Source organism: Acinetobacter sp. NBRC 110496, from assembly GCF_000876115.1.
GTDB lineage: Bacteria > Pseudomonadota > Gammaproteobacteria > Pseudomonadales > Moraxellaceae > Acinetobacter.
The window spans coordinates 66766-80511 of sequence record NZ_BBTF01000011.1 but is presented as its reverse complement, the minus strand read 5'-3'; the positions used below and the strand labels follow the sequence as shown (position 1 = coordinate 80511).

Genomic DNA, 13746 nt, shown 5'->3' with positions numbered 1-13746 from the left:
TACCGCTTAAAGACCGGTTAACAGAACTTTAGCCGCTTCATTCATCAAGATCTCAGCCACGTAGAGTGCCAAGAATGCCAGAATTGGAGATAAGTCAATCATCCCCATATTCGGTAAGATACGACGGAATGGTGCAAGCAATGGCTCAGCTAGCTCCTGAATCACTTCGATATAAGGCGAGCGAGACTGGGTAAACATCACCACCCAACTGAGAATGATGGTTGCAAAAATCAAGTAACGACAGAAACGGATCAAGTCCTGAATCATGGTCACAAAAGTCGTGATCACCAAATACACGGCGCTATGCGGCATCTGTCCAGACAAATACATCAGACCAAACATTTTCAGTAAATACAGCACCACCAATAAGGCAACTGCTGCTAAATTCACGCGCCCTTTGCCGACTGTTGGGAAAATACGGCTAAAAACATCTACAATTCTGGTCGCTTTCGCTGTAGAAAGCACCACAGGATTGTAGGGACTGACTGCCGCCAATTGCATTAAAAAACGGAAAAAGACCAATAAAATCGCAACATTGATCAAAACACCAAAAATTAGCGCAGAACTTGCACCCATAATTGTCTTATCCTACTTAAACCGATTTAGACTTGTCACTCAACTCTTGCGCAAGCTCTTGGCTACGCTTCTGAGCTGCTGCAAGCGCTGCTTGAATATTTTGTGAAATCTGCGCACGATCAAACACTTCTAAAGCTGCTTGGGTTGTGCCGTTTGGAGATGTCACATTTTTACGTAATTCTGCAGGAGAGTTTGAGCTGGTAATCGCCATTTGCGCTGCACCTAATGCCGTTTGCAATGTTAAAGCAGTCGCGACTTTCTCATCTAGGCCCAAGTTCTTACCTGCACGAATCATACTTTCCATCAAATAGAAGAAATACGCAGGACCTGAACCCGATACGGCGGTAACCGCATCAATTTGTGCTTCACTGTCCACCCAGATGGTTAAACCTGTCGCTGCTAAAATTTGACTGGTTAACTCACGATCTTGCGTACCCACAGCTTCAGATGCATAAATACCGTGTGCACCTGTTTGTACCAATGCGGGGGTGTTTGGCATAACACGAACAACGCGTTGACTACCGCCAATTAAATCTGAAATGGTTTGAATTTCAGCACCCGCAATAATTGAAATGACTAGTTTATCTGACAACAGGCCTGTTAATGGTTGTAATACCGTTGCTAAGACTTGTGGTTTAACAGCCAACACCACCACATCCGCATTTTTAATCGCTTCCACATTGTCTATGGTGGTCTGAATTCCCTTTTCTTCTAGGATGTGGCGAATTTGCTCTACAGGGTCAGAAACGGTAATCCGTGTAGTCGGTAATCCACGAGAAAGTAATCCACCAATTAAGGCTTGCGCCATGTTACCGCCGCCAATAAAACAAATATTTTTATTCAATGCTGTCGCCATGTCCTACTCGTCATATGAAATAGACTGATGAAAAAAGTCATTACAGTCAGAAATTAAACTTGGTTGCCAACCACCCTGTTCTAAATACTCAGATTGCGCCAACCAAAAACCCTTTGGGCTAAAAACCCCAAGCATAACATTATCTACGACTAATATTTGAATTGTATGACGTAACCAAGGCAAAATCTGTGCCTCTTGAATGGCTTTTTTCAACGGCCAGCTTCCAACCCGTCCATAGAGATGAATCTTTTCACCGCCTTGTCGCTGTATCAAGCTGAGCTCACGTCCTAACAGTTGGGTTGAAAGTCCGATTTTATGAAGGCAAATCGTAAATCGTCCAGCTGCGACATCGATCGTTTTTCCGATCTCATAATGCTGCATTAAAACATCTGGAAATGAAGAAGTTTTTTCTGCATCACGCTCAGCCTGTGTTAAGCGATATATTTTTTTCTGATAACGTACAAAATAATGCTGATTGATATGCAAGCATGCCTGCGCATCAGGTTTTGCCAGAATCACTTCTTGCTGTAAACGTTGCACCATATCGAAGCTTGGACGATATTGATCATTTCCTTTCACCCAAGCAGACAATAGCTGTCGTTGTCGCGCCGTTGAAAGTTGACTTAGTTTATTCAGATCAAGTTCACGATCTGTTGCACAATCTTGCCAATCTGCTTGCAATACCTGATCCAGTATTTCAGCCGCATCCTGCAATAACTCACTAGTACGCGTGATAGCCGCCTGCATTTTTGGGAAACGTTGTTGCAAAACCGGCCAGAGCACTTCCCGGCACCATGCCCGGTCATAATGCGTATCGTAATTGCTTGGATCAGTCACATAATCAAAATCGAGTTGCGCTGACCATTGCACAATTTGTTCACGACTGAGTTGAAGAAACGGACGCCAAATGCTCAGATCTGAACGTACATCAAAATGCTGCATCGCCGCCAAACCGTATACGCCTGCGCCAGAAAACAAACGCAATAACAATGTTTCAGCCTGATCCTGTTGATGATGTGCTAAGACTAAAATCTCATTGGACTTTAAATGCTGTTGATAAGCTTGATAACGTGCATTGCGTGCTTGTTGTTCTAAATTACCCGCTTCAACAGAAACTTTTTCAACAATAAAAGGAATATTCAGTGCTTCAGCATGGCGTTGTACAAGCGCCCCCCACTCAGCACTCATGCTTTGCAGCTGATGATCAATATAAATGACACGGCTTTGGGTCGGGAAAAGTTCAGATATCAAATACAGCAACAGCATGGAATCCATGCCGCCGCTACACCCAATCAGGAATTGAGTTTGTTCAGAAAAATGCTGAGTTTGTGCTAAGACGCGATGCCTAAATTGCTGCTGCCAAACTTCATTAAACGTTGATAACGTGCGTCGCATCGTTCTTGGGCATCCATCGGTTGCAATTCATCTAAGGCTTGTTTAAGCACATCTTTTAAATCATGCATGACTTTTTCAGGCTGCAAATGTGCGCCTTCACCTTCATCCACAACATATTCAACAATACCCAACGCTTTCAGCTTGTCCGCGGTTAAGGCCAGCGCCTCACTCGCCTGTGCTGCTTTATCTGCTGTTTTCCATAAAATAGATGCACAGCCTTCGGGTGAAATTACCGAGTAAATACTATGTGACAGCATAATCACACGATCAGCCACACCAATACCCAACGCACCACCAGAACCACCTTCACCAAGAACCGTGGCAATCACTGGCACTTTTAAACTTGAAAGTTGTGCCAAACTGGTAGCAATCGCTTCTGCCTGACCGCGTTCTTCTGCACCCACACCTGGATATGCACCCATCGTATCCACAAAAGTAAATACAGGTAAATTAAAACGCTCAGCCATATCAAGCAAACGTTGTGATTTACGATAGCCTTCCGGATTACACATCCCAAAGTTATGTTGTAACTTCTCACGGGTACTGCGGCCACGATGCTGACCCACCACCATCACGGGCTGTCCGTCAAAACGTGCCAATCCACCAATCATGGCGCCATCATCACCATATAGGCGGTCACCGTGAAGTGCATCAAATTCAGTAAAGATTTCACTGACATAATCTAGAAATTGCGGACGTTCAGGATGTCGTGCAATTTGAACCGTAGCCCAAGCCTTGGACTGAGTCGCTTTATTTTTCATAAGTCGTAGATAATCCCTAACGAGGATGTATTGTTAATCAACAAATTTGTCTGACTGGATATTTAACTCAATGTCCCAATGTTTAAATTGCACTTGCTCATCATGCAAGTCTGCAACCAATAAAGGCCATTGTTTCGCATCGCCAGAAACACTAAGTTGCCATTGTTGATCATTTACAACACTCAATTCAATGGCAGGAAGCATCTGATCACTGCGACTATGGTTCAGCAAAACAGCCAAACGAAGCAATAAACAAAGATAAAGTAAATGGCTACCGCCCACCTTTAAAACATCATTTTTTGCATCCGCACGTAGCTTACGACGATGATGAGAAACCAAGTGTGAAAGGTGATTTTGATCAATTTGTGAAAAACCAGGAATATCGGAATGTTGTAATAAATAAGCACCATGACGATGATAGCCACCGTGACTGATCGCTAATCCAATTTCATGTAAATAAGCAGCACGACGCAGTAAGTCACTGTCTTCAGTCGTTAATTTTAAAGAATCTGCTACCCCATCAAATAATTCCTGTGCCGTATTGACTACGCGTTCTGCTTGTTTTGGATCGGCGTTATAGCGCCCCATCAACGCTTGCACACTACGATCACGAATATCTTCATGCTTGAAACGGCCTAGCAGGTCATACATCACGCCTTCACGTAATGCACCATCCGAATATGCCAATTTATCAATATCGAGAACTTCGAAAATGGCAAACAAAATTGCAAGTCCAGCTGGCAAAACTGCTCGACGGTCTTCTCGCAGACCTTCAAAATCAATTTCAGTAATATGTTTAAATTTAAGCAATCGATCTTTTAATTTATATAAACCATCACGGGTCAGATTTTCCTGCTCATCACTTAAGCCAAGATTTACCGCAATCTGACGGCAGGCCTTAATCGTTCCACTTGAACCGACGACGGTATCCCAGCCTACAGATTTATAGGTATTGGCAATGGCAGACATTTCTTTACGCGCAGCAACTACAGCCTTATCAAAGGCCTTCAGTGAAATTTCACCATCCGGGAAATAGGTTTTACTATAAGCAACACAGCCCATCTGCAATGATTCGGTATGTAAGGGTTCAAACTCTTCACCAATAATAAACTCGGTTGAACCCCCGCCTATATCCACTACCAAGCGACGCCCACCATTCGCCATGGTATGAGAAACACCAAGATAGATCAGACGTGCCTCTTCCCGTCCCGCAATAATTTCTATTGGTTTAGGTAAAATTTCAGCCGCTTTCTGAATAAATTCGTGGCCATTTTTTGCTTGTCTTAACGCATTGGTTGCCACGATACGTAAACGATTCGGTTGTACCGAACTCAAACGCCCAACGAAACGTGCTAAACATGCCAGTCCACGTTGTTGCGCAGCTTCTGTTAAATTCTTATTTTCATCCAGCCCGGCAGCCAACTGTACTTTTTCTGACATTGAAGCAACTTTCTTAACTTCACCGTGATCAACACGAGCAATTGCCAGATGGAAACTGTTCGATCCCATATCAATCGCAGCAAGTAATTCTTCATCAATCAGAAAATCAGACATTATTCATATAAACCCATGCTCAATTCACGCATTAGAGTAATTCACATGCTTACAATTTTAAAGTCATTTTCATCAATAAAAGCCACGTATTTTTGCTTTTCGTGCATAAATGATTGTAGAAGTCGATGATCAACATCGTGAGCATCCATTAGACTTTTCATTTTCAAACTTGAATAATCGGAACAAACCCTTACATTGAGTAAAGTAGCAATGTAATATTCATCGTGATGATGATCAAATTCGCACTTTATTCCTTAAATTTGGAGCAACCTCATGTCTGCGACTATTGTTAATACAACTGATGCAAACTTCCAAGCAGATGTTTTAGATGCTGAAACTCCTGTACTTGTTGATTTCTGGGCTGGCTGGTGTGCACCATGTAAAGCCATTGCACCAGTACTTGAAGACTTGTCAAATGAATATGCAGGTAAAGTAAAAATCGTTAAAGTTGACGTGACTGCATGTGAAGATACTGCTGTAAAATATAACATCCGTAACATTCCGGCATTATTGATGTTTAAAAATGGTGAAGTTGTTGCTCAACAAGTTGGCGCAGCACCACGTTCAAAGCTTGCAGCTTTCATTGACCAAAACATCTAATCCAATTGTTACATGGTCAATAGACGAAATACGCTATTTTTAAATGGCGTATTTTTTCGTAAAAATTGACAATTTGCTTGATTTCCTCTATATTTCTGGATCAAGAAGCTTTGAATGGAATCTACTTCATTGCGCTTCTTACAAGACACAAAACATAAGATCGCCGCTCGGCAATAACAATTGTTTTCACATATCTCTCTGAAACAATGAACCAGACTACTGAATCGTGGTTGTGTAAATACAATTACCTCAGCATGTATGTATGCGGTCGATTTTTTATTCTTTCCCTAACGTAGTCCTCCACTTATTCCATTCTGTCTGACCACTTATGAACTTAACTGAACTCAAGAAAAAACCCATTGGCGAACTCATTAAAATTGCGGAGTTTATGGGCCTTGAAGGCATGGCACGTAACCGTAAACAAGATATTATTTTTGCCATTCTAAAACGCCATGCCATGAATGGCGAAGAAATCTTTGGTGATGGTGTTCTCGAAATTCTTTCTGATGGTTTTGGCTTTTTACGCTCTGCGGCTGGTTCATATTTAGCGGGACCAGATGACATTTATGTCAGCCCATCACAGATTCGCCGTTTTAACCTGCGTACGGGTGATACCATTACGGGTACCATTCGTCCACCAAAAGAAGGTGAGCGTTATTTTGCTTTATTAAAAGTAAACCAGATTAACTACGATACACCTGAAAACTCACGTAATAAGATTTTATTTGAAAACCTTACACCGCTATTTCCAACTGAACAATTGGTCATGGAACTCGGTAATGGTACAACTGAAGACTTGACTTCCCGTGTGGTCGATCTGATTGCACCAATTGGTAAAGGTCAACGCTCGATTATTGTTGCGCCACCTAAAGCGGGTAAAACAATGTTATTGCAAACTATTGCGCAATCCATTGTTCGTAATAATCCTGAAGTATTCTTAATTGTGCTTTTAATTGACGAACGCCCTGAAGAAGTCACGGAAATGGAACGTACTGTCCGTGGTGAAGTCGTCGCATCAACATTTGATGAAGCGCCTGCCCGCCACGTTCAAGTTGCCGAGATGGTGATTGAGAAAGCGAAACGTTTAGTTGAACACAAAAAAGATGTTGTGATCTTACTTGATTCGATTACTCGCCTTGCCCGTGCTTACAACACTGTGATTCCTTCATCAGGTAAGGTGTTGACTGGTGGTGTCGATGCACATGCCCTTGAGCGCCCAAAACGTTTCTTTGGTGCTGCACGTAATATCGAAGAAGGCGGTTCATTAACGATCATCTCGACTGCACTGATTGAAACGGGCAGTAAGATGGATGATGTCATCTACGAGGAGTTTAAAGGTACAGGTAACCAAGAAATTACCCTTGACCGTCGTATTGCTGAGAAACGCGTATTCCCTGCAATGAACATCAAGAAATCAGGTACTCGTCGCGAAGAGCGCTTAATGGGTGAAGAAAATCTACGTAAAGTTTGGATTTTACGTAAATTACTCCATCCTATGGATGAACTTGCTGCGATGGAATTCTTATTGGATCGAATGAAAGAAACCAAAACCAATGATGATTTCTTTGATCAGATGAAACGTAAAGCATCGACTTAAATTTCAGCCTAAAAAAGCTACCTTAATGGTAGCTTTTTTTATTTGGTTGACACGCTTACAGAATTTTTACATGAATAATGGAAATTCCGTTATTTCACTATCTAATTGATTTAAATAAAAATAATTTTATAGCCCTACCCAAAACACATAATTTACCGATTTATATTTTACTATCCATAGTTATTTTCTATCAAAAAATAGCCAAATTCTGCCCATTTTTGTCGTTTTGTTGGACAGAACAGTAGTAATTCATGAATGGCTTTGATACGATAGCGACAGACCAGTTAGACTGCTCCCTGCGTTGTTACCTAAAGCGTTTAGGAATAATAAAAGCACAAACAGACTAACTCAGGTTTTTTTTAATCTCACAAATTTATGAGAGTGATGCCATGTTATTCAAAAAATTCGCTGTTGTTGCTGCTATTGCTACTACTTTAGCTTTCGTTGGTTGCTCTAAGAAAGAAGAAGCTCCAGCTACTGACGCTACTGCTGCTGCATCTGAAGCTGTACAAGCTGCATCTGAAGCTGTAGAAGCTGTTGACGCTGCTGCTTCTGACGTTGCTGCTGCTGCTTCTGACGTTGCTGAAGCTGCTGCTTCTGACGTTGCTGCTGAAGCTTCTGCTGCTCAATAATCTAATTTTAGATTATAAAAAAGAGAACCTAACGGTTCTCTTTTTTTATGTCTAATTTTTTGGCCAAAAAATAAAACTAAAAATACAAGTATAAAAAAAGCAGATCAATCGATCTGCTCATTTCCAACACGCTGTCTAAATTTCTGACCCGCTCGGAAGGTGACCACGCGACGAGCAGAAATTGGAATTTCCTCACCCGTCTTTGGATTACGCCCTGGACGTTCACGTTTATCACGTAATTCGAAATTACCGAAGCCAGAAAGTTTGACTTGTTCGCCAGCAATTAATGCCTGACTGATTTCGTCAAAGAATAGCTCGACCATTTGTTTTGCTTCGCGGCGATTTAAGCTAGTAAGCTCACTTAAATGGTCCGCCATATCTGCTTTTGTTAATGCTGTCATGAGGCCCTCAATGTCGCTTGGTAAGTGTCTTCCAACACTTGAATAATGTTATCCATACCAGATTTAATTTCAGCATCTTCAAGCGTACGAGTTGGATGTTGCCAGAGCACTGCAAAAGCTAAAGAGCGTTTGCCTTGTTCAACCCCTTGCCCCGTATACACATCGAACAACCATGTTGAGTCGAGTAACTCACCACCAGTCTGCTCAATTAACCGCTGAATATCTCTTACCTCAATATTATCAGAGATTAAAAGCGCAATATCACGTCTAACCGATGGAAAACGTGATAATTCTGTAAAATTAGATACATAAGATTGCAAAACTGCCTGCTGATCCAGCTCAGCCACCCAAGTTATACCCAAATCCAGCTCACTTTCCAGTGAAGGATGTAAGCGACCAAGATAACCAATCGACTGTCCATTCACTAAAATTTCAGCAGACTGACCCGGATGTAACCAAGCACGTTCCGTACGAACAAACTCAGCACCGATACGTCCTGCAGCCAAAATCTCCTCAACCTCACCTTTGAAATCAAAGAAATCCATTGCCTGCGGCTTCGCATGCCAAGACTCTGGTGTACGAGAGCCAACAGCGATCAATGCCAAGGTTGGAATCTGTTTCAGGTCATGGATGCTTTGTGCATTTTGATAATCAAAACGCAGACCAAGCTCAAAGAAACGTACACGCTGTTGCTGGCGGTTTAAATTGTACTGCACACATGGGATCAGGCTTGATAACAAGGTACTGCGCATTGCGGCCAAATCACTTGAAATTGGATTAGCCAGCATTAATGGATGTACATTTGGATTCAATTGCTTTTCAAGCTTGGCATCAGCAAAACTAAAGCTAATGGCTTCTTGGTAACCTAGTGTCACCGCAGTTTGACGCAATTGTGCAATTTCAAAACGGTCTTGATACTTTTCCAGTTTCACATCAATTTTTGGCAAACTGATTTGAATATTGTCATAGCCGTGAATACGCGCCACTTCTTCAATCAGATCTTGATAGATTGCCATATCATAGCGATGTGATGGCGGAACGACGCTCCATTCACCTTGTGCTTTACTTTCAACCACACAGCCCAAACGTGTTAACGCATCAGCAATAAAATCGCCCGCCACTTGATAACCCAACAACTGGTCTACTTGTGCTTGTTTTAGTGCAATCGCTTCACGCTTTGGCAATAAAGCAACTTGCTCAGCAACTGTAATTGGACCAAACTCACCACCTGCAAAGGCTTGAATCAACTCAGAAGCACGATGCATTGCGCTCATTGGCAACTCAAAGTCCACACCACGCTCATAGCGCTGAGATGAGTCAGTATGCAAACCGAAACGACGTGCACGACCTGCAATGGCTAAAGGTGCAAAGAATGCGCTTTCAAGGAAGATATCTTGAGTTTCATCGGTTACTGATGAATCCAGCCCACCCATGATCCCTGCAATGGCCAATAACTTCTGATCATCTGCAATGACCATCATGTCATCTTGCAATTCAACTTCTTGATCATTAAGCAAGGTCAATTTTTCTTGTGGCTGTGCTTGGCGCACTTGAATTGAACCGTCGATTTTGGCCAAGTCAAAGGCATGCATCGGTTGACCAAGTTCAAGCAATACATAGTTGGTAATATCGACCAAAATACTATGCGTGCGAATGCCTGAACGTGACAATGCTTGTTCCATCCATTCAGGTGTCGGCGCTTTCACATTCACATTCTTAACGATACGACCTAAATAACGAGGCGTACCCTCTGTGCTGATGTTCACCGCTTTCTCATCCGCGATGGTCGCTGGAATGGCTTGAATCTTCGGTTCATTCAGTTCAAGCTGGTTAATGACTGCGATTTCACGGGCAATACCACGAATACTAAAACAATCACCACGGTTTGGCGTAATACTGATGTCAATCACATTGTCATCAAGTTTTAAGTATTCACGAATATTCATTCCTACCGGTGCATCAGCAGGTAACTCGAGCAATCCATCAATTTTGTCTTCTAAATCAATTTCCGAAGCACCGCAAAGCATGCCTTGTGATTCAACACCACGTAACTTGCCTTTTTTAATTTTAAAATCACCTGGCAGTACTGCACCAATCGTCGCAACAGGGGCTTTCATGCCCACGCGAACATTTGGCGCACCACAGACGATCTGTAAGGGTTCACCTGAACCGATATTAATCGTAGTCACACGTAAACGATCTGCATCTGGGTGTTGTTCAACTGTGAGCACTTCACCGACAACTACACCCGTAAATGGTTTTGCAACAGGCGCTAATTCATCAACTTCCAAACCCAACATGGTCAATTGATCAGACAATGTATCGCTATCAATGGCTGGGTTTACCCAGCTGCGCAACCAATTTTCACTAATTTTCATGTGTATAAACCTTCTTTAATCCTGAAAAACTGTTTAGGCAAACTGGCGTAAGAAACGCACGTCATTTTGGTAGAACATACGTAAATCATTGATGCCATAACGCAACATTGCAAAACGCTCTACCCCTAGACCAAAGGCAAAGCCTTTGTATTTATCAGGATCAATTCCTGCAGCACGTAGTACATTTGGATGTACCATGCCGCAGCCTAAAACTTCTAACCAACGACCACGTTCATCCATGATATCCACTTCAGCACTTGGCTCGGTAAATGGGAAGTAAGATGGACGGAAACGTACTTTTAAATCTTTTTCAAAGAATTCATTGAGCAAGTTAATCAACAACCCCTTTAACTCAGCAAAACTGGTATTTTCAGCAACATACAAACCTTCGATCTGATGGAACATTGGCGAATGGGTTTGATCAGAGTCACAACGATAAACACGGCCTGGGCACACGATACGGATCGGCGGCTGGCTAGTTTCCATGGTTCGGATTTGCACACCCGAAGTATGGGTACGTAGCAGATGAGTTGCGTCAAAGTAAAAGGTGTCGTGCATGGCACGTGCTGGGTGATGCCCAGGAATATTTAGGGCTTCAAAGTTGTGATAGTCATCTTCAACTTCTGGACCGTGTGCTACTTGGAAACCTGCTTTGGTAAAGAATTGGCAAATACGCTCTTGTACCTGAGTAACAGGATGAATACTTCCCATGCGCTGACCGCGACCTGGTAAAGTAATATCAATGGTTTCACTTGCCAGTTTTTTTGCAAGTTCAGCTTGTTGTAATGTCTGTTGACGCTCAGTCAAAGCTGTATTGATTGCTTCACGCACAGCATGAATCGCAGCACCTTGTACTTTTCGCTCTTCAGGATCCATTTTTCCAAGTGCTTTCGACTGCTCTGCAAGCTGGCTTTTCTTCCCTGTAAATTGCACACGGACTTGATCGAGTGCAGCAAGGTCTTGAGCCGCTGCAATGGCAGCAAGCGCTTCAGTGGTCAGGGCTTCCAGTGACATAGTAACTCTCAAAGCAACAAAATATAGAAATATAATAAAACGCTATAGTTTATCAGCTTTTTACCTATTTTATGAAGATAAACCACTGTTTAAATAACATCCTTTTTCAATCAGCAATCTGAAGATAAAATCGCCAGAACACCCAATCAATCCTTTAAATTTTCGAAAAAAAATAATCAATAATTGAATAAAATGTATAAGATAACGATATCGTCAATGAGAAAGAATAACGATGGCGCTTGATCAAATCTGGAAACAACAGCTTACACTTGTGACTTATGGCAATGAGTTTCTTGCAGATGAACTCCCTTTTAGCCGCTGGATTGAACATCCGATTTTCAATCAAAATCGACTGATTTTTAGGGATTTACTCTCCCAGCACCTGTTGGCACAACACTTCCAGATTTGGCTTGAAGGCTTGAAAAAACAAGGGGTTAAAAAACTCAGCCTACATTTATCCAGTGTACTCAATGATGAGCAGAATCCCAATGCCAATGTCGAGCTACTTCCCTTTGCACATTTTATTGTGAGCCACCAAGGCAATAAAAAAACCGCGTGGATTTGTGGGCAAGAACTGGCTGAATGGGATAACAGTGATCAAGTCTTTGATGCTCCCTCATCACAACAAATCACACTCCGCCAAGAAGTATTTTGGCGTTATGAGTTGAATGATAAATTCGCTAAAAAAATTGATACCGACTTACAGAAGGTCAATTGGAATCAGGTTGCTATTTTTTTGGAGAAAGAACTGTTTGACAGCAAATACGCAGAACATTTCTCAGAACCGGAACAACAAGACCTTCCTTTCTATGGCTATGAATTTGATTCGATCAGTACACCAAACCAGCAACTTGCCTTAATTCCAACCGATTATCCAGCAGATTGTGCACATCGCCTATTACATCGGACTCAAGCTTTGGCTGATTATTTGCAACAACAAAGACAACATCCTTATCATGCGACAGGTGAATTGATGAGTCCTGAAGAACAAATCAATTTACGTAATTTTTCACAGAAGACTGATGATTTATTTGCCAAGCTGATTGTGAAAATAGCAAATCATTACCAGACAGCTCAATTGACAGCGGAAGAACCTGAAATCATTGATCGAACCATGGAAATACAGCATCAATCAGATAAAGCCCAGCATCATAAAGTGGGTGCATCAGGTGTGATTAAACTGATTATCTTGACTGTGATTATCTGTCTGCTTGCTTATTATTTTGGTCTGTAATCACCCTGTAAAAGAAAAAACCTAGATCATATTATCTAGGTTTTTTCTTTTATCGAATTAGAATGTCGGTCGAATTGTTATAATGACTTTATGCCCACCATCATGCTGATTGACAATGTGATGCACATTTGCAATTTCACCCTCAACTTCAGCATCTGGCCCATAAAAAATTCGGATGGTTTCACCCTTTCTTGGCACGATACTCAGTTCAGTTTCAAATGCGCCTTGCTGTAACCCTTCTACACTCACTAACATGTTTTTATCCTGATGTTGTTTTCTCTACTGTAAAAAGATTCCAGTGCAAAAGTCTAATCGAACCTGTTTGGGTTATGTAATCTTCAAGTCAATCAAGAGATTGATTTAATCCTCATAATCCAGGCCATCTTGATTCACATTGATAAAATCAGGCTCAGGCGTTTGCTCAAATTGTACGGCGAGAATATCTTTTTGTTGAAGCAAACTAGCTTTAGCGACACGATGCATCCCATCCATGACTCTCCCTTGTGCACACAAGATAATTGGATAACTCAGATCAGCGTCTTGAATCAATTGAAAGTGCTCAATGATTTGTTGGGTTGTTGGATATTGATCTGGAAACCAATAGGCTTCGTTTAACTCTTGAATATCAGCCAATAAAACCTTCTTAGGCATCAAGTTTTGGGTTAACTTCAGCAAATGATGTACATCCCAGATATAAGTATCCTTACCCACTGCTCTAAAGTGATATTGTCTGCGCATAATTACTCCT

Annotated in this window: 14 protein-coding genes; 4 read left to right on the top strand and 10 right to left on the bottom strand. The window is 41.8% G+C overall.

The window, feature by feature from the left end:
* Positions 1–6: 6 nt before the first annotated feature.
* Genes Aba26S_RS07960 through ppx form a run of 5 tightly spaced genes read right to left on the bottom strand, consistent with a single transcriptional unit; the run spans position 7 to position 5142 of the window.
* Positions 7–576, bottom strand: a complete 570-nt coding sequence (locus Aba26S_RS07960; RefSeq protein ID WP_005239590.1) for a YggT family protein — start codon at positions 574–576, stop codon at positions 7–9.
* Between the two features lie 16 nt (positions 577–592).
* Complete coding sequence (proC, locus tag Aba26S_RS07955; protein ID WP_005239592.1) at positions 593–1432, bottom strand: pyrroline-5-carboxylate reductase; 840 nt, start codon at positions 1430–1432, stop codon at positions 593–595.
* Between the two features lie 3 nt (positions 1433–1435).
* Positions 1436–2827, bottom strand: coding sequence for a tRNA lysidine(34) synthetase TilS (gene tilS / locus Aba26S_RS07950; RefSeq protein WP_081408440.1), 1392 nt, complete (start codon positions 2825–2827; stop codon positions 1436–1438).
* Positions 2764–3588, bottom strand: a complete 825-nt coding sequence (locus Aba26S_RS07945; protein ID WP_005239596.1) for an acetyl-CoA carboxylase carboxyltransferase subunit alpha — start codon at positions 3586–3588, stop codon at positions 2764–2766. Before Aba26S_RS07945 ends, tilS begins: the two co-directional genes overlap by 64 nt.
* 33 nt (positions 3589–3621) lie before the next feature.
* A complete protein-coding gene (gene ppx, locus Aba26S_RS07940; protein WP_005239597.1) occupies positions 3622–5142 on the bottom strand; it encodes an exopolyphosphatase in 1521 nt (506 codons plus the stop codon).
* Positions 5143–5415: 273 nt separating this feature from the next.
* Here ppx and trxA point away from each other — a divergent pair, with 273 nt between their 5' ends.
* The 3 genes from trxA (at position 5416) to Aba26S_RS07925 (ending at position 7971) form a co-directional block, all read left to right on the top strand.
* Positions 5416–5742 (top strand): thioredoxin, encoded by a 327-nt coding sequence (gene trxA / locus Aba26S_RS07935; RefSeq protein WP_005239599.1) that lies wholly within the window; start codon positions 5416–5418, stop codon positions 5740–5742.
* Positions 5743–6070: 328 nt separating this feature from the next.
* Positions 6071–7339: a transcription termination factor Rho gene (rho, locus tag Aba26S_RS07930; protein WP_004881796.1), complete on the top strand. Its 1269-nt coding sequence runs from the start codon at positions 6071–6073 to the stop codon at positions 7337–7339.
* A gap of 389 nt (positions 7340–7728) precedes the next feature.
* The gene (locus Aba26S_RS07925; protein ID WP_043971196.1) at positions 7729–7971 is read left to right on the top strand and encodes a hypothetical protein; all 243 of its coding nucleotides are present in this window, start codon (positions 7729–7731) and stop codon (positions 7969–7971) included.
* A 104-nt stretch (positions 7972–8075) separates the two neighbouring features.
* Here the strand turns inward: Aba26S_RS07925 and Aba26S_RS07920 are convergent, their stop codons facing one another.
* From Aba26S_RS07920 to pheS, 3 genes are read right to left on the bottom strand one after another with little or no spacing between them, the layout of a single operon-like run.
* Positions 8076–8372: an integration host factor subunit alpha gene (locus Aba26S_RS07920; protein WP_000126166.1), complete on the bottom strand. Its 297-nt coding sequence runs from the start codon at positions 8370–8372 to the stop codon at positions 8076–8078.
* Complete coding sequence (gene pheT / locus Aba26S_RS07915; protein WP_043971194.1) at positions 8369–10750, bottom strand: phenylalanine--tRNA ligase subunit beta; 2382 nt, start codon at positions 10748–10750, stop codon at positions 8369–8371. The genes Aba26S_RS07920 and pheT overlap by 4 nt, the downstream gene beginning before the upstream one ends.
* A 33-nt stretch (positions 10751–10783) precedes the next feature.
* The gene (gene pheS / locus Aba26S_RS07910; protein WP_005239606.1) at positions 10784–11764 is read right to left on the bottom strand and encodes a phenylalanine--tRNA ligase subunit alpha; all 981 of its coding nucleotides are present in this window, start codon (positions 11762–11764) and stop codon (positions 10784–10786) included.
* 232 nt (positions 11765–11996) lie between these two features.
* Between pheS and Aba26S_RS07905 the strand changes: the two genes are divergently transcribed.
* Positions 11997–12998, top strand: a complete 1002-nt coding sequence (locus Aba26S_RS07905; protein ID WP_043971192.1) for a hypothetical protein — start codon at positions 11997–11999, stop codon at positions 12996–12998.
* 57 nt (positions 12999–13055) lie between these two features.
* Here the strand turns inward: Aba26S_RS07905 and Aba26S_RS07900 are convergent, their stop codons facing one another.
* Together Aba26S_RS07900 and Aba26S_RS07895 are read right to left on the bottom strand one after the other, a co-directional pair.
* Positions 13056–13253, bottom strand: coding sequence for a hypothetical protein (locus tag Aba26S_RS07900; protein ID WP_005239609.1), 198 nt, complete (start codon positions 13251–13253; stop codon positions 13056–13058).
* Between the two features lie 105 nt (positions 13254–13358).
* Positions 13359–13736 (bottom strand): hypothetical protein, encoded by a 378-nt coding sequence (locus Aba26S_RS07895; protein WP_043971190.1) that lies wholly within the window; start codon positions 13734–13736, stop codon positions 13359–13361.
* Positions 13737–13746: the final 10 nt, after the last annotated feature.

Excerpts from the sequence above, each read along its gene's own strand:
- Aba26S_RS07960 (WP_005239590.1), bottom strand. The coding sequence starts at position 576 with ATGGGTGCAAGTTCTGCGCTAATTTTTGGTGTTTTGATCAATGTTGCG.
- proC (WP_005239592.1), bottom strand. The coding sequence starts at position 1,432 with ATGGCGACAGCATTGAATAAAAATATTTGTTTTATTGGCGGCGGTAAC.
- tilS (WP_081408440.1), bottom strand. The coding sequence starts at position 2,827 with ATGCGACGCACGTTATCAACGTTTAATGAAGTTTGGCAGCAGCAATTT.
- Aba26S_RS07945 (WP_005239596.1), bottom strand. The coding sequence starts at position 3,588 with ATGAAAAATAAAGCGACTCAGTCCAAGGCTTGGGCTACGGTTCAAATT.
- ppx (WP_005239597.1), bottom strand. The coding sequence starts at position 5,142 with ATGTCTGATTTTCTGATTGATGAAGAATTACTTGCTGCGATTGATATG.
- trxA (WP_005239599.1), top strand. The coding sequence starts at position 5,416 with ATGTCTGCGACTATTGTTAATACAACTGATGCAAACTTCCAAGCAGAT.
- rho (WP_004881796.1), top strand. The coding sequence starts at position 6,071 with ATGAACTTAACTGAACTCAAGAAAAAACCCATTGGCGAACTCATTAAA.
- Aba26S_RS07925 (WP_043971196.1), top strand. The coding sequence starts at position 7,729 with ATGTTATTCAAAAAATTCGCTGTTGTTGCTGCTATTGCTACTACTTTA.
- Aba26S_RS07920 (WP_000126166.1), bottom strand. The coding sequence starts at position 8,372 with ATGACAGCATTAACAAAAGCAGATATGGCGGACCATTTAAGTGAGCTT.
- pheT (WP_043971194.1), bottom strand. The coding sequence starts at position 10,750 with ATGAAAATTAGTGAAAATTGGTTGCGCAGCTGGGTAAACCCAGCCATT.
- pheS (WP_005239606.1), bottom strand. The coding sequence starts at position 11,764 with ATGTCACTGGAAGCCCTGACCACTGAAGCGCTTGCTGCCATTGCAGCG.
- Aba26S_RS07905 (WP_043971192.1), top strand. The coding sequence starts at position 11,997 with ATGGCGCTTGATCAAATCTGGAAACAACAGCTTACACTTGTGACTTAT.
- Aba26S_RS07900 (WP_005239609.1), bottom strand. The coding sequence starts at position 13,253 with ATGTTAGTGAGTGTAGAAGGGTTACAGCAAGGCGCATTTGAAACTGAA.
- Aba26S_RS07895 (WP_043971190.1), bottom strand. The coding sequence starts at position 13,736 with ATGCGCAGACAATATCACTTTAGAGCAGTGGGTAAGGATACTTATATC.